A 20678-nucleotide genomic window follows, 5' to 3' on the forward strand; every position below is an offset into this window, starting at 1 on the left:
GTTCTTCGGTTAATAGGATTGTTTAATACATAAGATCTATTTAAATGGATTGAAAATCCCTTGCTGAAATACATCTTAATACAAAGAAAAATATCCTTGATACTACGGCATTAGGGTATTTTCGTCATTTATCTACAACGAATTACGATGAATATTGTCGTAATTTTTGTGGTGTAATTTAGAAGTAATTTAACGACAATAATTTATATTGACTCGTTCTATATAAAGAACTAAAATGACATTAATTAGTAATGTTTGTATATTTAAAAAATAAAAATATTACTTTTATTTAAGGTTTTATTATGAAAATTCCAACTGAAATCTCATTGGTATTAAATGAGGGGGAGAAGTAATGGATAAGGAAATAAATTTAAAAAACCTAGTTACTGTAATATGGAAAAGGATTTGGATACTACTATTGTTTACAACCCTCACAACGGTAGGAGGAGCCCTGTATAGTATGTATATGAAAACGCCTTTGTATGCTTCTTCAGCAAGGGTAATTGTTCAAGCTAACGCTGAAACGATGAATACATTGAAAGCGATGGTAACTGAGCCTGTAATATTAGAAAAAGTAGCTGCTGAATTGAATATAAACAGATCAGCAGGTGCATTAAGTGGACAAATAAGTACGGAAAGTGTACAAGGCTCTCAGATTATGAGGATAAATGTAGTGGATATGGATCCTGTGCTTGCGCATAAAATTGCTAATACTACAGCTGTTGTGTATAAGCAAGAAGTAGCAAATATACTGAATTTTAATAATGTGAGTATATTACCAGAGGATCCGATTCAAAAATATTCTATGCCCATAAATATAAATCACTTTAAGACGATACTAATTGCATTCACGTTAGGTATGGTGCTCAGTATCGGTTTTATTTTTTTATTGGATTCACTTGATGAGAGAATCAAATCAGAACGACGAATTGAACAATTGTTAGATGTTCCTGTTTTGGGTGGGATTTCTAAAATGAATAAGAAGAATATGAAAGATAAATATAGTGGTAAAAATACAGTGTTATTAGGGGAGGGAACAGAGTGGCATACAAAAATAGAGGGAAAACAAATAAAGTTAAAGGAGAAAGTATAATTGCGTATACCGCTCCAAGGTCGAAAATTTCGGAGCAGTATCGTTCGCTTCGAACAAACATTCAATTATCTTCGTCTATTCATAAAAGCAGAACGATAGTGATTACTTCTCCAAGGTACGGTGAAGGAAAATCAACAATTACAGTTAATTTAGCAGTCTCAATAGCGCAAAAAGGTGAAAAAGTATTGGTAATAGATGCGAATTTACGAACACCGGCAATTCATGAAATGTTTGGAGTAGAAAATACAATTGGGTTAACTGACATATTGAACGGAAAAATAAATTTGGTAGGTGCTGTGAAAAAAACAGGGATGGAAAGTCTCGATGTATTAACTAGCGGCCCAGTACCATTCAATCCATCAGAAGTACTTAGTTCAGATGCAATGGATATGTTAATTCAAAAGGCGATGGAACGGTATGATATCATATTATTTGACTCTTCGCCTGTATTAGAAGTAACAGATACGAGCGTATTAGCTGATAAGTGTGAAGGAGTGCTTTTGGTGATCCGGTATAATCGTACTGTGAACGAAGATGCACTTGAAACGAAAAGGGCATTAAGTTTTACGAAAAGTAGAATATTGGGTGCGATTTTGAATGGGAAAGTATAAAGGATATTTTTAAATTAAACTTTCGTACGTAAAATTGTTCGTTATAAAGAAAAATCAATAGAAATGTAATGTGGTGATGTCTCCTGACCACTATCAATGGAGGCACTCGATTATGCTGTGGGTTGTGAAAATAACCTTAGATGCCAGTCGTCAAAAGTGTAATGTGAGGGAGGGTTAGATGCCCATATTTTATTAAAGTTTCTAACTATGTGTTTTTAATAAAGAGAATATAGTTAGAAACTTTAAGTTTGAAAGAGTTAAGTAAGGAATTGATTAAAGGAGGAAGTTATATGACGTATCGCCGGAGGATATCGTTATTGCTTTTAATGGATTCATTGATAGTGTTAACTGCTATTTTTTTTAGTTATTTTTTTGTAAATGCTAGCTTCAGTGTTATCACTTTATCATCAGTTATTAGCTCTATTACTTTATTAGTTAGTCATCATTTGTTTGCTTTTATTTATAAGTTGTATAAAAAGGCATTGGAATATGCAAGTATAGGAGAATTGCTAATTATATGCAAGGTTGTTACATTTTCTATACTTACTACAGCGGCTGTGCAGCAACTAGTCATGGGGAAAATGTATTTTCGATTGTTAGTTGTTACTTGGATGATTCATATTTTATTAATAGGTGGTTCTCGCTTTATTTGGAGAATGTATAGAGATATTTATTATGTAAAAAAAGGTGATAAGAAAAGAACGTTAATTGTTGGTGCTGGATCCGCTGGGACAATGGTTGCCAGACAGTTGTTGAAGAATAGTGCTACGGAATTAATGCCAGTCGCGTTTATTGATGATAATGTCAAAAAACATAATCTTGATATTTGGGGGATTCCAGTAATTGGTGGTATGAACCAAATTGATTACGTTATTAACAAACTAAATATTGAAATGATAATTTTAGCAATTCCTTCGTTAAATAAAAAAGAAAGAAATATTATTTTAAAAGATTGTTTAAAAACAAATGTGAAAACGCAAATCCTTCCAATGTTAGAAGACTTAGTAACAGGTAAAGTTTCAGTGAATGAATTCAGAGATGTTCAAGTAGAAGATTTATTAGGACGTGATCCTGTAGAGTTAGATGTGGATATCATTTCAGATTATATAACTGATAAAGTCATTTTAGTTACTGGTGCAGGTGGATCGATAGGCTCAGAAATTTGTAGACAAGTTGCGAAATTTAAGCCGAAAAAATTGATTTTATTAGGGCACGGAGAAAACAGTATATATTCAATAGAAATGGAATTAAATGAAAAACATAATGATAGAAAAGGCGTGTTTATTCCAGAAATCGCAGATATTCAAGATGAAAAGAAGATGCATGTAATAATGAATAAACATCTGCCTCATGTTGTATATCATGCTGCTGCACATAAACATGTACCATTGATGGAAAACAATCCTGAAGAGGCAGTTAAAAATAATTTGATTGGGACTATGAATATAGCAGAGGCGGCAAGAACTCATGGAGTAGGAACGTTTGTTATGATTTCGTCGGATAAAGCAGTGAACCCAACGAGTGTTATGGGAGCGACAAAGAAATTAGCTGAGATGGTAATACAACATAAAGATAAAATAAGTCATACAAAGTTTGTTACTGTACGATTTGGAAATGTCTTAGGAAGTAGAGGGAGTGTTATCCCGTTATTTAAGAAGCAGATTCAAAAGGGGGGACCAGTTACAGTTACTCACCCAGATATGGTTCGTTATTTTATGACTATTCCGGAGGCATCTAGACTTGTAGTACAAGCTGGTGCGTTAGCAAAAGGTGGAGAAATTTTTGTCCTGGATATGGGGGAACCAGTAAAAATAGTGGATCTTGCTAAAAACCTCATTCGATTATCAGGAAACTCCGTAGATGAAATAGGAATAGAATTTACTGGTATACGCCCTGGAGAGAAACTTTTTGAAGAATTACTAAAAGAAGATGAAATGAATGAGAAGCAAGTCCACCCAAGAATTTATGTAGGAAAAGAAATGAATGTTCGTATAGAAGAAATAGAAAAAATAATTTCTGAATATACAGAATTAGATGAGTTTGAACTAAGAAAGCGATTGTTACATTTAGTGAATCAGCGTAAAACTTTAAAACTACTAATACCAGTATCAGGTTAACGGCAAAAATTTATAATAAGACGGGTGCGTGAGATGGTGTCTAAAAAAGTTCTATTTTGTGCAACTGTGGATTATCATTTTAAAGCTTTTCATTTACCGTATTTGAAATGGTTTGCAGACCAAGGTTGGGAAGTACATGTTGCAGCGAATGGGAATATACATCTTCCGTACGTAACTCAAAAGTATAATATTCCTATTCAAAGATCACCCCTTAGCATACAAAACCTCCATGCATATAAAAAGCTAAAATCAATTATTCATCAAAATAAATATAAAATCATTCATTGTCATACGCCTATGGGAGGGGCAATTGCTCGTCTAGCTGCTCGGAAAGCACGGAGGGAAGGGACGAAGGTCATATATACGGCGCATGGATTCCACTTTTGTAAAGGAGCATCATTCATAAATTGGCTTCTATATTATCCAATTGAGAGAAGTTTAGCGATCAATACAGATTGTCTTATAACAATTAACCAAGAAGATTACAATTTAGCAGTTAAACATCGCTTTCAAGCGAAAGATATTAAATTCGTTCACGGTGTAGGGGTAGATATAGAAAGATTTACCCCAGTAACTGAAACGGAAAAACAAGCATTAAAGCTAAAATTTAACTATAATCCACAAGATTTTTTAATGTTTTATGCAGCTGAATTTAATAAGAATAAAAATCAAAGTTTTTTAATTCGTGTATTAGCACAATTGAAAAATGAAATTCCGCATGCGAAGCTTTTACTTGCTGGTGAAGGGCCGTTAATGGAAGAATGCAAAAAACTAGTTACTCAACTTGGGGTGAGTAATAAGGTGCACTTTCTTGGTTATAGAAATGATATAGCCTCTTTACTACAAATGTGTGATCTTGCAGTTGCATCGAGTTACCGAGAAGGTTTACCCGTTAATATTATGGAAGCTATGGCTTGTGGACTTCCGGTTGTAGCTACTGATAACCGTGGGCATAGGGAGTTAATTATTAATAATAAAAATGGTTGGATTATAGATCACGATGACATAAAGATGATGGCTGAAAGAATAAATTCTATTTCTAAAAATATTAAATTACAAGCTCAGTTTGGACAGTGTGGGCGTACTATTATTACGAATAAATATTCAGTTAATGAAGTTTTGAAAGAGAAACAAGAAATTTATACAACATATATGGATGAAATGGAGGATTTAAATTGGGCACTCCATTAAGAGTATTACATGTAGTCGTAAATATGAATAGAGGCGGAGCCGAAACTTTAATTATGAATTTGTATCGTAATATAGACCGCTCAAAAGTACAATTTGATTTTTTAACTTGTAAAGAGGGGGTATTTGATGAAGAGATAGTAAAGTTAGGCGGGAAAGTTCATAGAATTCCATACGTTACAGACGTTGGTCATAGAGGTTATATAAAGGCTCTAGATACTTTTTTTAGTGTTCATCCGAAGTATAAAATCGTTCATTCACATATGGATAAAATGAGTGGTTTTATACTTCGTTCAGCTAAAAAAGCAAGAGTGCCAGTTAGGGTTGCACATAGTCATAGTACAAGCAGTGAGGGGGGGGCTATAGCCAAAATATATAAATGGTATGCAGGAGTATTTATTACGTCGTGTGCTACACATTTTTTAGCGTGTTCAGTATCTGCAGCGCAATGGTTGTTTGCCAATAGAGAAAGTACAACAAAAATATTAAAAAATGGAATTGAGTGTGATGAATTTGCATTTAATCCAGACATTAGAGAGCAAGTAAGAAAAGAACTCAAACTTCATGGGGATGTTTTTGTGATTGGACATGTGGGAAGATTTGCACATCCAAAAAATCATGCTTTTTTAATTGATATTTTTGCTCAATTAATAGAATATAGGCCGAACTCTATTCTTCTATTAGTCGGAGATGGACCGCTTCGATTAGAAATGGAGAAAAAAGTAGAGAAACTGAATCTAACAGATAAAGTGAAATTTTTAGGAATACGCAGTGATATTAATCGTTTATTACAAGCATTTGATGCATTTGTATTTCCATCTATTTATGAAGGTTTACCAGTTACTCTTATTGAAGCACAAGGGGCGGGTTTGCCATGTATTATATCGGACACTATTACACAAGAAGTGGATTTGGGGTTGAATTTAGTTGAACAGTGTTCTTTGTTACATATAAGAAACTGGGTAGGTCTATTACAAAGTATAGCAAACAAGCAGGTATCAAGAAGTGTGGAACAATATGTATTAGCTGAAAAAGGATACGATATAAAAAATATTACAGGATTTACACAAAAGTTTTATGTTGAAGTATCGAGGTGAGCATATTGAAAAAGCTAACAATCTTTACCCCTACATATAATCGAGCATATTGTCTTGAGGGGTGTTATGAAAGTTTGAAGCAGCAAACGTGTAAAGATTTTATATGGTTAATTATAGATGATGGGTCTGATGATTATACAAAGGAGTTAGTGCATTCTTGGATTTCTGAAGATCGCATAAGTATAAGGTATTATTGGCAAGTAAATCAAGGGATGCATGGTGCTCATAATACAGCTTACGAGATGATAGATACTGAACTTAATGTGTGCATTGATTCAGATGACTCAATGCCTAGTGACGCCGTAGAGAAAATCATTTCGTTTTGGGATGAAAATGGGAGTGATCAAGTAAGCGGAATCATTGCTCTTGATTTATATAAAGATGGGAAAGTAATTGGTTCAAAACTACCATTAAATCTTAAACGTTCTACACTTTTCAATCTATACAATAAACATGGTGTAACTGGAGATAAGAAATTAGTATATCGTACAGAACTAACTAGAAAGTATCCTTATCCGGTTTTTAAAAATGAAAAGTATGTAGGTTTGGCATATAAATACTATATGTTGGATCAGAGATATGAGATGTTACTCATGAACGAAGCACTTTGTTATGTTGAATATATGCCTGATGGTTCTTCGATGAATATGTTAAGTCAGTATCGTAAAAATCCAAAAGGTTTTGCTTTTTATCGTAAGGAACTGATGAAGCTACCATTTGCAAATAGGTTATTTAAATATAGACAAGCTGTACATTATGTCTCAAGTAGCTTTATAGCAAAAAATAAAAAATTTATAAAAGAGTCACCATGCAAAGTACTTACCCTTTGCGCAGTGCCATTTGGGGTTATTCTATATAGTTACATTACATTGAAAACAAGAATAAAAATAAATATATAGGGATTTACTTAGGATTGATAAGAGGGAAGAATAATGACTATACTTTGGATGAATTTCTTTATAGTGTTCATACTAGCGTTTTTCGCACGGTATTTTGCTATGCCAGTAGCTTCAGAAATGGTGAGGTTAAAACCGAATCGACTATTGATTTTAATGGCGACAACCTCTCTTGTACTAGTATCTGGTTTTAGAAATAATATTGGTGATACGTATTTTTATATGCATGCTTTTACAGTTACTGATTTTAATTGGGGTTATATTCAAAGTAGTAAGGATGTTGGATTTAGTATTTTGCAAATGATTTTAAAAGCATATACGAATGATCCGCAAGTTTTGATCTTTATAACAGCTCTAATAACAAATATATTAATAGTAGTAGTTCTATATAAATATTCAAGAATGATTGAGTTAAGTTTATATGTGTATATCGCATCCGGTATGTATTTAGTTTCAATGAATGGAGTAAGACAGTATTTAACCGCAGCGATTATTTTTACTGCAACAAAATATATTTTAGATGGGAATTGGAAAAGATATTTTTTGATTGTACTATTTGCTTCTACTTTTCATCAAAGCGCACTTGTATTAATTCCTATTTATTTTGTAGTCAGAAGAAAAGCGTGGTCGACAATAACATTTATACTTCTCTTTATTGCGGTACTTATAGTAATAGGGTTTAATCAGTTTGCAGAAATTTTCTTTGCAACTATAGGGGATACACAATATGGTCACTATAAGGATTTTCAAGAAGGAGGAGCTAATATTCTTCGGGTTGCTGTGGATGCAATACCGCTCATTCTCGCTTATATTGGAAGACATAAATTAAGAGAGATTTTTCCGGAAAGTGATTATATCGTAAATATGGCATTGTTAGGTCTAGTATTTATGATTATTTCAACTCAAAATTGGATTTTTGCAAGATTCTCCATATATTTTGGGTTATATCACTTGATATTGATATCATGGGTTATAAAGTTATTTATAGCAAAGGATCAAAAGTTAATTTACTATGCAGTAATATTATGTTATTTTGTTTACTTTGTATATGAACATATTATTACTTTGGGAATAGTTTATAAGAGTAGTTTCTGGGGATAAAATATATATTTGAAAAACATTCTTAGATGGGAGTAATTTTCAATGTTTAAACAAGAACGACCAAAAAGAGTGTTGCATATCGTTAGTGCGATGGACCGAGGTGGCGCTGAGGCATTATTAATGAATGTATATAGGAATATAGATAGAGAAAAGGTGCAATTTGATTTTGTTTCCCATAAAAGTGAAGAAAGTGATTATGATAAGGAAATCATTGCGTTGGGTGGGAAAATACACCGAATATCTAGCTTAGGACAGTTAGGCCCTCTTTCATACATTAAAGAGCTTGTTAAGGTAATGTCTAATAATCAATATGTGGCGGCCCATGCACATACTGATTATCAAGGGGGATTTGTGGCTATTGCTGCTAAAATAGCTGGTATAAAAATAAGGATTTGTCATTCGCATAGTAATAATTGGCCGATGGGATCGGGGGTAAAAGGGAAAGTTTTATTGAGTTTTTTACGAACAATTATTACTTATGCTGGAACAAATTATTGTGCGTGCAGTGTGGAATCTGCACGTTTTTTATTTCAAAAAAACATTGGTAATTCAAAGGTAAAGATAATGAAAAACGCAATAGATATTAATCAATTTATTAATGTAAATATACAGGATGATAATAAAGTAAGGAATGAATTCAATATACCAGTCGAAAAGAAAGTGATTGGTCATATTGGGCGTTTTTCTGAATCTAAAAATCATATATTTATATTGAAAGTTTTCAATGAGGTATTAAAATATGATCCTAATTTTATGCTTGTTTTAGTAGGAGAGGGTCCGTTACAGAATTCTATTGAGCTAGAATCCAAAAGACTAGGTATCTATGAAAAAGTTAGATTTTTAGGAGTAAGAAAAGACATTCCAAGAATTATAAGGATGTTTGATGTTTTTCTTTTTCCATCACTTTTTGAGGGATTTGGAATTGTTGCATTAGAAGCACAGTGTGCAGGTGTTCCGTGTGTAGTGGCAAATACAATAACTAAAAATGTTGATATGGGATTAGGGATAATATCATTTGTTAGCTTAGATGAAAATCTTAAAATATGGTCTGCAGAAATTCAAAGGGTTTTGGAAAAAGAAAAATTAAATACAGAAATAATAGCTGATACGATCTCGAAGCTCGGTTTTGATATAAAGAGTAATATTCCTGAGTGGTTATTATTATATGGATTAGAATATAGGGAATCATAGTTAAATGTAATTACTTTCATAAGAATAAAACTAGTAAAATAAATCGGATGAGGGAGTAAGAAATGAAAAAGAAAAAAATTCTCATTACATCATTTGATATGGCAATTGGAGGAGTAGAAAGAAGTTTAATTGGTTTATTGAATACAATCGACTATAGCAAATATGATGTAGATTTAATGTTATTTAAACATGAGGGAGAGTTTCTTTTTTTATTACCTAAACTGCCTAATTTGTTAAAGGAAGTAAAACAATATACTACGTTTAGAAAATCAATTAAACAAATATTGCAAGAAGGGCAAATTACAATTGGAATGGCAAGGACTTTGGGGAAAATTTTAGGAGATATGCATGGGAGATATGTGAAAAGTGCAGAGGTTGGATATTTCGTTATTCAGTATGGATGGAGAATAACTTTACCCTTTATACCGAAACTGGAAGAGGAGTATGATGTAGCAATTAGTTTTTTATGGCCCCATTATTTTGTTGGAGATAAAGTTCGAGCGAAACGAAAGATTGGTTGGATTCATACAGATTATTCAAATATAAATCTTAATGCAAACATGGAGTATAAAATGTGGAGCAAAATGGATAACATCGTAGCAGTTTCAGAAGGTTGTCGAGATTCATTTCTTAGTATTTTACCAAATGTAAATAAAAATGTTGAAATTATAGAAAATATATTATCTCCTGAGTTCGTACGTGAGCAAGCACACAGGGAAGATGTTATGAAAGAACTACAGATGAAATCAGGAAAAATAAAGCTTGTTACTGTAGGGCGGTTATCATATGCAAAAGGAATAGACGTTGCTATGCATGCCTTAAGAAAGTTATTAGATGAGGGATATGATATTGAATGGTATGTAGTTGGGTATGGAGCACTAGAAGCTGAACTTAGAAAGTTATTAGCTGAACTTAACCTGGAAAAATATTTTTTTTTATTGGGTAAAAAGACAAATCCCTATCCATATATAAAAGCATGTGATATATATGTGCAGCCATCGAGGTATGAGGGGAAAGCTGTAACAGTTCGTGAAGCGCAAATCATTGGGAAGCCAGTACTTATTACTAATTTTTCAACTGCTAAAAGTCAGGTGCAGGATGGAATTGATGGATTAATAACTGAGATGGGAATAAACGGGATAGTAAATGGAATTAAGAGACTTATTGAAGATAAAGAGTTAAGGGAAACGCTGGTAGAAAATACTCTTAAAGGTGAATATGGAAATCGTAATGAAATTAATAAATTATATGCATTATTTTCGTAAAGGGAGAATAAGTAAATGATTTTTAATATTTTGAGCGCAATAAAAACACTTTAGGGTAGTGATAGTTATGAAGAAAAAAATTTTATTCGTTATAGATTCGCTACAAAGTGGAGGAGCTGAAAAAAGTTTGGTTTCTTTACTTTCTTTATTTGATTATACAAAATATGAAGTTGATTTGTTAATGTTCTCTGCAAGTGGATTGTATTTACCATTACTTCCAAAACAGGTAAATGTTTTAGAAGTACCGACAATTATTAAAAGACAGGCTGAGAAATTTAATTATTTAATCAAACATAAATACTTTAAAGAGTTATTTCTTAGAGTGGGGGCTTCTATATCTCTTAGAAATCCATACATAAATAAAAAGTTACATGCAGCTCAAGTAGTCTGGAGATGGGTATCTAAAGGGATGGATAGTTTAAAGATGGAATATGATGTTGCCATAGCTTATAGTCAAGGAATGCCAACATATTTTGTTGCAAATAAGGTTTACGCGCGCAAAAAAATCGCTTGGGTGAATACGGATTATAGGTTAGCTGCATATAATAAAGATTTTGATTTGAACTATTATGAAGAATTTAATGAAATAGTAGCTGTGTCCGATGTTTGTAAGGACGTATTGATTCAAGAAATTCCTAAAATAGAGTCTAAAATTCAGGTTGTCTATGATATTATATCGCCGACGTTAATTAAATTGATGGCAAATGAGAATAAAGGATTTAGTGATCAGTTTGAGGGATTACGAATATTAACGATTGGTAGGTTAGTGTATGAAAAAGGATATGAATTGGCCATAGAAGCTTGTTATAAATTGAAGCAAAAAGGGTATAGATTTAAGTGGTATGTAATTGGAGAAGGCAATCTTCAAAGTGAAATCGAGGATAGGATAAGTAAATATAATTTACACGATACTTTTATATTATTAGGTACTTACAAGAATCCCTATCCCTTTATAAAACAAAGTGATATATATGTACAACCCTCCAGGTATGAAGGATATGGCTTAGCAATAGCAGAGGCTAGAATATTTCAAAAGCCTATAGTAGTAACCGATTTTGTTACAGTTCATAATCAAATCAAACATAGAGAGAATGGTTTAATAGTGAAGATGGATTCGGAAGCAATATATGAAGGAGTGAAAGAAATTATAGAAAACGGTTTGCTAAAAAAACGGTTATGTGAAAATTTAAAGACAGAAAAGGTTGGAACGGAAGAGGAAATTGAGAAGATATATACGTCTTTCAATTAAAGGGTTTTATAAAGAGAAAGGTTAACAAAAGTTTATTGAGGAACAAGAGAAAGAATTGGTGGAACTATGAAAAAGAAAATACTCTTTATGGTTATAAATATGAATATAGGTGGTACGGAGAAGGCCCTATTAAATATGGTAGCAGAAATCCCAAAAGACAAATATGAAGTGACAATTTTAATGTTAGAGAAAAAAGGAGATTTTTTAAATTTTATTCCAAAGGGTGTTCATATTGAGTATGTAAAGGATTACGAGGAAATGCAATATATATTAAATAAACCACCAAGATTAGTTATAGCGGATCTTATCAAAAAACGAAAAATTGTAAAAGCATTGCAACTGGCAGTGTTGTACGTAATCTCTAAGATTATGAAAGAACGGAGTGTTATTTTAAAATATTGTTTGCAAAATTATGAAGATGTTTATAAAAATTATGATATTGCTATAGCTTATGCTGGACCAATGGATTTTATTAGTTACTTTGTGGCAAATAAAATAGAGGCTAGACGAAAGGTTCAATGGATCCATTTCGATATTGAAAAGATATATTTTAATAAGCATTTTGTTAACAAAGTATATAAAAAATTTCAACATGTTTTTGTAGTTTCAGATTTAGGAAAGATGAAACTTACTCAAACTGTCCCAGAATTGATAAATAAGGCAGAAACTTTTTTAAATATTATTTCGCCTGAAATGATATGTAAGATGGCAAATGAAGGAATTGGGTTTACGGATGATTTTGAGGGAGTAAGAATCCTTACTGTTGGTAGATTGAGTATAGAGAAGGGACAGGATTTAACAATATCTGTGTTAGCTAAGCTTAAAGAAGCTGGCTACAATGTTAGATGGTATTGTATAGGAGATGGAAAGGAAAGAGGAATGTATGAAAAGCTTGTGAAAAATTACGATGTTCAGGGTGATTATATATTTTTAGGAGCAGTTTCGAATCCTTATCCATTTATGAGACAATGTGATATATATGTACAACCGTCTCGATATGAGGGATACTGCATAACACTTGCAGAAGCTAGATGTTTTAATAACCCAATTATTAGTACAGATTTTACAGGAGCAAGTGAACAGATAATCCATAACCACAATGGATTAATAGTTCAATTTGATGAGCAGCAAATGTATGATTCTATTTTACAAATATTAAGTGATAAATTGCTGGATGGACGGTTGAGAAAAAATATAGAAAAAGAAGTGGTAGATACGAGAGAAGAGTTAAAAAAGTTATATAGAATAGCAAATTCTAATATGTAACTTGTTTTAGAAGGTATTATTATCGTATTACAGAAATATGGGCGGTTCGCTATTATAAATTATATTTTTTGTGAAAACATCTTCGAGAGGGTGTTTTTTTATTTTGATATAAAACTTTTAGGTGGTAGAAGGAGATAGTTATGAAGAGAGTGCTATTTATGGTAAGTAGTATGAATATAGGTGGTGTAGAAAAATCACTTCTTTCTTTGTTATCTGTAATACCAAAAGAAAATTATGATGTCACAGTATTGATGCTGGAGAAACGAGGGGGATTTTTAAAACAATTACCAAATTGGGTAAAGATAGAAGAAGTTACATGGTTTGAAAATATAAAACCTAAAATTATGCAACCCCCAAAGAAAACGATTAAAGAGTACTTTGAAAATGCAAGGTATATTAAGGGTTTAAATTTTTTACTCACTTATGTGGTATCAAAAAATTTAAAGGATAGATATATTTTCTATAAAGAGATTTTTAAAGACATTCCGCATAATAAGAATAAATATGATATTGCAATAGCATATCAAGGACCTACTGACATAATTGATTATTATATAGTTAATAGAGTAACTTCAAAAAAGAAAATTTCTTGGATACATTTTGATGTTTTTCAACATCAAATTAATACAAAATTATATGAGAAATTATATGATCAGTTGGATAATATTTTTGTAGTTTCTACAGAAGCACAAAAACGTTTAATAGAAAAGTTTCCTAAAGTAAAAAGTAAGACAAGTGTCTTTTTAAATATTATAATTCCAGATTTAATAAATGAAATGGCGAAAGAAAAAGTAGAATTTGATAATGGATACAAAGGTATGAAGATAGTAACCGTAGGTAGACTTTCGAAAGAAAAAGGTCAAGACATTGCAATTAAAGTTTTGTCAATGTTACGTAAGGAGGGGTATGAAGTACGATGGTACTGTATCGGAGAAGGGGAAAATAGAACGTATTATGAGACGTTAATTTGTAAATACAATCTAGAAAAGGACTTTGTATTAATTGGATCAACACAGAATCCTTATCCTTATATACATCGATCAGATATATATGTTCAAACCTCTCGGCATGAAGGGTATTGTCTTACATTAGCTGAGGCAAAATGCTTAAAAAAGCCTATTGTAACGACTAATTTTACAGGCGCAAATGAGCAAATAATAGATGGATATAATGGTTTTGTTGCTGAATGTAATGAGGAAAGTATATATAACAAGATTAAATATCTTTTGGATCAGCAAAGAGTGCGTGAAGGGGTAACGACTAACTTGTTAGAAGAGGAATTTAACAACTTAGAAAAGGTAAATAGTTTTCTAAGTTAATTGCAAATGAAAGGGTGCAATTATGAATCCTAAAATTAGTATTATTGTTCCCGTTTATAAAGTGGAGCAATATATTCATAAATGTATTGATTCTATATTAAAGCAAACGTTCAAAGAGTTTGAGTTGATACTTGTTGATGATGGATCTCCTGATAGTTGTGGTGAGATTTGTGATGGGTATGCGACTCAAGATAGTCGGATTAAGGTAATCCATAAGGATAATGGTGGATTATCTTCTGCAAGAAATGCTGGATTAGAAATAGCGCAGGGAGATTATATAGGATTTGTTGATAGTGATGATTGGATAGAAATGGATATGTATGAATTGTTATATGGTATGTGTGTAGAACAGGATTGTGATATAGCTATTTGTAGTAGTGAAATTCATTACAATGATAAAACGGTAATTTCAAGCAGCCATTCTTTTGTTATTCATGATAGATATAGTGCGATGAAAGCGATGCTAGAAGGGAATCTGTATGATGAAGTTGTTTGGACTAAACTTTTCAAAAGACAGTTATTAGAGGATATTAAATTTCCAGTAGGTATGTCATATGAAGATACAGCATTTACGTATAAAGTTATTCATAAGTGTAAAAAAGTATGTTTCATAGGAGAACCTAAATATCATTATATAAAGCGTGATAATAGTATGATGGATCAGGCTGTAAAAGAGATTAAGATTGACTCAGTCTTAATTTATGATGAGATGTGTAAATTTATGGAGCGATATTATAAGGAATTATATAACCTAGTTATATTAAAACTAGGAAATTGTTCGATGGTAGTTTTAAATTTAATATCAGTGAGTGGAAAACTTAATGAGCATAAGAGTAAATATTATAAGGTTATTGGTATATTGAATCGTTATTTTTATAAAACAATGCGTTTAAAAGAGTATGGGAAAAGTGTAAAGTTTTTATTGTTGGCGACCAAGCTACATCCATTATTGTATAAATTTTTAATTAATAATTTTGCAAAAAGGGGATAGATATGAAGAAGTCTTTGTTGAAATTATATTATTTATATATTGGGACAAAAAATAAAGTGACTATTCAATATAATAGGATGATTACTATGAAAAGGAAGCCGCCAATAGTGAAAAGTATTGATGAAACACTTGACTATATTATAGATAATAATTGTTCAGTAAGTAGATTTGGTGATGGGGAATTTGCTCTTATAAATGGAGAAAATTTAATTTTTCAGCCATATTCAAAAGAATTAAAGGATAGACTAGATGAAGTTATTAAGAGTAATAAGGTGGGCCATTTAGTTTGTATTCCGAATATTTTTGAAGATTTAAATTGGTGCACGGACAAATCAAGAGGGTATTGGGAAAAATATTTAGAGTTAAATCGTAGCAGAATTTATAAGAGTATGTGTATGAATAAAGAGTATTACGATGCATTAGTTACAAGGTTATATATAGATCATCAAGATAAGAGTATGGTTGGAATTCGCTTTGATAAAATGAAAGATATTTGGAATGATAGAGAAATAATCATTATTGAAGGGGAACAAAGTAGACTAGGGGTAGGAAACGATCTTTTTAAAAATGTTAAAACAATTGATAGAATAATATGCCCATCGAAAAATGCTTTTGCGAAGTATAGGGAAATATTAGAGCTAGCAAAGAGTCAAAAAAAATCGAAATTAATATTAAGTGCACTAGGCCCAACAGCTACAGTATTAGCGTATGATTTATCTTTTTTTGGATATCAAACGTTAGATATTGGTCATATTGATATAGAATATGAATGGTTTTTGAAGAAAGCGACAGAAAAACAACCTATAAAAAATAAGTACGTTGGTGAAGTGGATGATGGAACTAATGTGAATGCAATTAGTGACTTGAATTATGAGAGTGAAATTATTGCCAGGATAATATAACTTTATTGTCATGAGGATTTTTTCTACTTAGAAACGATCTAGTTAATGAAGGGGATTAATCATGCGAACAATGTATTCAATTAAGAATATAACAATAAGTATATTTTCTCAAATAGTTATTGTTATTCTAGGCTTTATATCTAGGAAAGTTTTTTTGGATAGCTTAGGAATAGAGTATTTAGGGATAGATGGTTTGTTAATTAATGTATTATCCATGTTAGCGTTAATTGAAGCTGGTATAGGAGCGAGTATAGTATATAATTTGTATAAACCATTAGCAGAAAATAATCAGTATAAAATTATAGCCCTTGTTCAATTATATAAAAAAATTTATCAGATTTTAGCAATAATTATTTTAGTAATAAGTGTTATGATATATCCCTTTTTAAGTAATTTAATGAAAGATGGGGAGTCGATATCGAATGTTACGATAATCTATTCGATATTCGTGGTGAAAAATGTAGTTACCTATTTAAATGCTCATAAGAGGTCTTTAATACAAGCTGATCAAAGAGGATACATATTGGCTAGGGTGGATCTCTTATTCCAAGTGTTAACTACAATATTCAAAATATTTATACTGATGTACACAAAAAATTATATACTGTATTTAATTATAGAGTTGAGTATATATGTAATTCAAAATGTCGTAAACGGTAGGGTTGTGAATAAGAACTATCCTTATATAAAGACAAAAAAGAAGTATTCTATAGATAATGATACGAAAGAAAAATTAATTATAAATGTAAAAGCAATGTTTTTGCATAATATTGGAGGATATATTGTATTTGGAACGGATAATATACTGATTTCATCTTTTGTAGGTCTTGCTATGGTCGGGATATATTCGAACTATACAATGATAATAAATCAATTAGCAGCTGTAGTAAATCCTATATTAAACGGTATTGAAGCAAGTGTAGGAAATCTAATTGCAACTGAGAATAATGACAAAAATTATGCAATATTTAAAGTGACTTATCTAGTAAATTTTTGGATCTTTTCTTTTTGTACCATATTTTTATTTAATCTGTTAGAGCCATTTATAGGGTGGTGGCTTGATAAGAAGTATTTATTAAATAACATAGTTTTTGTAGTGATACTCATAAACTTTTATTTAACAGGGATGCGAACCGCGATAGCTATTTTTAAAAATAAAGCGGGATTATTTGTACAAGATAAGTATATTCCGTTAGTTGAAGCGATAATTAATTTAAGTTTATCTATTCTATTAGCTAAAATGTATGGATTGGTAGGTATATTCATAGGAACGGCGATTAGTACAATTGCAACTGTACTTTGGATTCAGCCTTATATTGTATATAAAAATCTTTTTAAGAAATCAGTTTGGAAGTATTTTATAACATATGTATTTTATATATTTTTAACTGTCGTGACAGGTTTCATTACTACAAGTATATGTAATTATTTTATAGAGGATAGTACCTTTATTTCGTTAGTCGGAAAAGGTGTGATTTGCTTATTAGTACCAAATGTAATATACGTTTTAATTTTTTATAAAAGCACAGAATTTCAATATATAAGGAATATCTTTAGTATGATGTCTTTACGAATTAAAAAGAAACAAAACGTTATTTAGGTATAAAAAAGTATGGGCATTATACTGATTTGAATTATTAAGGAAGTATAGTATTGTTGAAGCCTGTTAGGATGAAATGAAACCTGATTTTAATTAGAAAACATGAATCATTAGCCCTAACATAGTATTTATATAATGCATAGTATTCTATTAAAGGGATACGTATGTAAGCAGAATATAAAATATTTATCCCCATGAACTGATATAAGTTTGAATTTTCTGTCTGAATTAAACTTGCATCTTAGTTGGAGGTTATATATAAATCATGGCAAAATTTCAGGTGACATGTGTTTTGAAAAGTAATCTTCCTGTGTTAAGCGAGGGAGAATTTTGTTTTTGTATAGATACTAGTGAGTTATTTATTGGGACGAAAAAAGGGAATGTAAAAGTATCAACAGAGAATAAATTTGAGCGGTTAGTAAGTAAACTTAAAAGCAATACATTTGGAGGTTTTAAGTCCAGAAAATCACTGATTGGAGAAACAGAATCTGCTAATGTGGTTTCGGGCACGTATTTTCTTGAGTTAGAGAGATGGAATGTTAAAAATGATGGAACGGACGCGGATAATACTTCTAAAGGGATTAATAATGCATTATTATGGGCATCTCAACAAGGATTTATAGAAGTTGTTTTACCCACGGGGACATATTTAATTGATGAAAATACACCAATTGAGCCACAAAGCTTTATGACTTTAAATTTAGGTGGATCAACTTTAAAAATAAGAAGTAATGGATTAGTTAAATATGCAATCGTACGATATCAAAGAAATCAAAAATTTTCTCGGGTTACGAATGGAAGGGTTGAAGGGGATAAAGATACACACGATTATACAACGATTCCTCATACTCATGAATGGGGATATGGGATTGAAGTAGGAAATACGACTCCTGCTGAGGGGAGTAATATGAATTACATTTCAATAGACAATATGGAAATCTTAAATTGTACTGGCGATGGTATAGCAATGGAAAGTACATGGGGACAAATTGGAGAATATGATTTTGCTGGTACATTTGAAGTAGGCGGGATTAGTGATGTCAATGGTGCCCTAATAGTAGATGATAATAAAATTAGATCGAATTTAAAAATAGATTTACATCAGGGTAGCATTATAAAATGGGGATATTTCGGTTTGTATGGAGATGGCTATGGTGGAACTGGTTCAGAAATATACACAGAATTATATGATGTGTTATTTTATAGGGCTGATAATACTTTTGTAACGGCTACTAAGAGAGTAAAGTTTTTTGAAGAAGTGAGTGTTCCAAAAGAAGCAGATTATGCGAAAATAGTTCTTTACCAAGGTGAAATACCTACGGAAAACGGTTGTAAAATAACTGTTAGAATTCCGGAATTTTCCCGAAATGTATTTATTGAGAAATGTAAAATACATGATTGTAGAAGGCTTGGGGTAAGTGTATCTGGAGCGAAACAAATTTATATTAGAGATTGTGAAATTTACAAAATGAAAGGTACAGCACCTCAGGGAGCAATAGATATTGAAGATGGATATCAATTAAATCAATATATAAATATTGAGCGTAATAACATATATGATAATCAAGGATATAACGTTGTTGTAGTCGGTGGTAGATATATTAATATCATTCAAAATAAATTAGCTAATAATTCATTAGTAATAGGCGAAAATGTAGAGAAAGTGATTATAAACAATAATCACTTAAGGGAAGTAAGTTGTGTTTTAAGCGGAGAAATAACTTTTACGAATAATCAAATGTATGCTACTCGAGTCGCGATAGATCAAGGAGACAAAGAAGCGCTTATTGGTAACTGTACTTTCCATAATAGCGCATTGTTAATGGGAAGAGATAAAGCATATTGTATTCAAGTCAACCAATGTGAATTTTTTAGTGATCGAGATTTATTTCATTCATTTTCACAGTTAGGTTCAATAATTGGTTTCTCAGCAGAACCACAAACTATATCAGATTGTGTTATTAAAGGAGGGGCTGTAGAGGGTACAAGTTTGACAGGTGTATCACCTGGTATGAAAAATGGATGGAGATTAAATAATATTTCTTTTATAGATACGAAACACCCGCAAGGAATCATTACGAATTTACCACCAGGAGTATATACGGGATGTAAATTTGAGAACAGCGGTACAATATCATTTGTTACAAAAACTCCTCAAGCAGAATATGAATTTAATGGATGTTCATTTAGTTGGGATGCTTATAATCTGTTTACTGTTGAGTCTTCTCAAAGGATAGCGATGCTAAAGGTGAAAAATAGTAATTTTAGAGGGGGGAGATGGGGTTCTGCATTTTTTTTATGGGACATTGGGGGAAGAATAGAATTTAATAATAATGCATTCGAATACCTTAATTCAGAATCGACAGACAGTATAATTAATTTTTGGAATGAAACATTTACGAGTGAGTTTATGTTAATAGAAAATAATATATTTAGGTCAAATAAAAGTATGATAGGTTTGAATGCAAATCAGATTTCATCCTTAATCACTTTGATTTTTAAAGATAATATTGTGGACACAGTAGTTATAAAGTTAAGGGATGAACATATAAAAAAGGATAATTATATTAATGGCGTCTTTGATCCGTACGTGTAAAGTTATAGAAACTAATGGAGTAACAAATCCTTCGCAAGTAAATAGTAATACCGCATGGAAATATTTATATGAGATAGTTATGTTTAGATTATTTGATGAGATGGAATTAATGCTAGGTGACGTAATTAAACAAAACAAGGGGCAACTAACTTTAGTTGCCCCTTGTTTTGTTTAATTGTATATAAAGTTTTAAAAG

The 20678-nt window shown here is 31.4% G+C and carries 17 protein-coding genes; all 17 read left to right on the top strand.

Annotated features, from left to right (window positions below; genetic code table 11):
• The first annotated feature begins 352 nt into the window (after positions 1-352).
• The 17 genes from CO726_RS04000 (at position 353) to CO726_RS04080 (ending at position 20657) form a co-directional block, all read left to right on the top strand.
• Positions 353-1093 carry a YveK family protein gene (locus tag CO726_RS04000; RefSeq protein WP_099683370.1) on the top strand — a complete coding sequence of 247 codons (741 nt, stop codon included), beginning with the start codon at positions 353-355 and terminating at the stop codon, positions 1091-1093.
• Positions 1042-1704: a CpsD/CapB family tyrosine-protein kinase gene (locus CO726_RS04005; protein ID WP_099683371.1), complete on the top strand. Its 663-nt coding sequence runs from the start codon at positions 1042-1044 to the stop codon at positions 1702-1704. The genes CO726_RS04000 and CO726_RS04005 overlap by 52 nt, the downstream gene beginning before the upstream one ends.
• 290 nt (positions 1705-1994) lie before the next feature.
• Complete coding sequence (locus CO726_RS04010) at positions 1995-3821, top strand: polysaccharide biosynthesis protein (protein WP_099683372.1); 1827 nt, start codon at positions 1995-1997, stop codon at positions 3819-3821.
• Between the two features lie 33 nt (positions 3822-3854).
• On the top strand, positions 3855-5012 hold the full coding sequence (locus CO726_RS04015) for a glycosyltransferase family 4 protein (protein WP_099683373.1): 1158 nt from the start codon (positions 3855-3857) through the stop codon (positions 5010-5012).
• Positions 4997-6106 (top strand): glycosyltransferase family 1 protein, encoded by a 1110-nt coding sequence (locus CO726_RS04020; protein ID WP_099683374.1) that lies wholly within the window; start codon positions 4997-4999, stop codon positions 6104-6106. The genes CO726_RS04015 and CO726_RS04020 overlap by 16 nt, the downstream gene beginning before the upstream one ends.
• 5 nt (positions 6107-6111) lie before the next feature.
• Positions 6112-7005, top strand: coding sequence for a glycosyltransferase family 2 protein (locus CO726_RS04025; protein ID WP_099683375.1), 894 nt, complete (start codon positions 6112-6114; stop codon positions 7003-7005).
• Between the two features lie 33 nt (positions 7006-7038).
• Positions 7039-8103 carry an EpsG family protein gene (locus CO726_RS04030; protein ID WP_099683376.1) on the top strand — a complete coding sequence of 355 codons (1065 nt, stop codon included), beginning with the start codon at positions 7039-7041 and terminating at the stop codon, positions 8101-8103.
• Between the two features lie 42 nt (positions 8104-8145).
• Entirely contained in the window at positions 8146-9294 is a 1149-nt protein-coding gene (locus tag CO726_RS04035) for a glycosyltransferase family 1 protein (protein WP_099683377.1), read from the top strand.
• A gap of 62 nt (positions 9295-9356) precedes the next feature.
• The gene (locus tag CO726_RS04040) at positions 9357-10559 is read left to right on the top strand and encodes a glycosyltransferase (RefSeq protein WP_099683378.1); all 1203 of its coding nucleotides are present in this window, start codon (positions 9357-9359) and stop codon (positions 10557-10559) included.
• Positions 10560-10626: 67 nt separating this feature from the next.
• Positions 10627-11808, top strand: coding sequence for a glycosyltransferase (locus CO726_RS04045; protein ID WP_099683379.1), 1182 nt, complete (start codon positions 10627-10629; stop codon positions 11806-11808).
• Between the two features lie 66 nt (positions 11809-11874).
• Positions 11875-13074, top strand: a complete 1200-nt coding sequence (locus tag CO726_RS04050; protein ID WP_099683380.1) for a glycosyltransferase — start codon at positions 11875-11877, stop codon at positions 13072-13074.
• A 140-nt stretch (positions 13075-13214) separates the two neighbouring features.
• Positions 13215-14393, top strand: coding sequence for a glycosyltransferase (locus CO726_RS04055; protein ID WP_099683381.1), 1179 nt, complete (start codon positions 13215-13217; stop codon positions 14391-14393).
• A 22-nt stretch (positions 14394-14415) separates the two neighbouring features.
• Positions 14416-15384: a glycosyltransferase family 2 protein gene (locus CO726_RS04060; RefSeq protein WP_099683382.1), complete on the top strand. Its 969-nt coding sequence runs from the start codon at positions 14416-14418 to the stop codon at positions 15382-15384.
• A 107-nt stretch (positions 15385-15491) separates the two neighbouring features.
• Entirely contained in the window at positions 15492-16286 is a 795-nt protein-coding gene (locus CO726_RS04065) for an SP_1767 family glycosyltransferase (protein WP_245916545.1), read from the top strand.
• 61 nt (positions 16287-16347) lie between these two features.
• On the top strand, positions 16348-17886 hold the full coding sequence (locus tag CO726_RS04070; protein ID WP_099683384.1) for a lipopolysaccharide biosynthesis protein: 1539 nt from the start codon (positions 16348-16350) through the stop codon (positions 17884-17886).
• Between the two features lie 265 nt (positions 17887-18151).
• Positions 18152-20482 (top strand): right-handed parallel beta-helix repeat-containing protein, encoded by a 2331-nt coding sequence (locus CO726_RS04075; protein WP_099683385.1) that lies wholly within the window; start codon positions 18152-18154, stop codon positions 20480-20482.
• Entirely contained in the window at positions 20457-20657 is a 201-nt protein-coding gene (locus CO726_RS04080) for a hypothetical protein (RefSeq protein ID WP_099683386.1), read from the top strand. The genes CO726_RS04075 and CO726_RS04080 overlap by 26 nt, the downstream gene beginning before the upstream one ends.
• Positions 20658-20678 lie beyond the last annotated feature (21 nt).

This window comes from Bacillus fungorum, from assembly GCF_002746455.1.
Lineage (GTDB): Bacteria > Bacillota > Bacilli > Bacillales > Bacillaceae_G > Bacillus_A > Bacillus_A fungorum.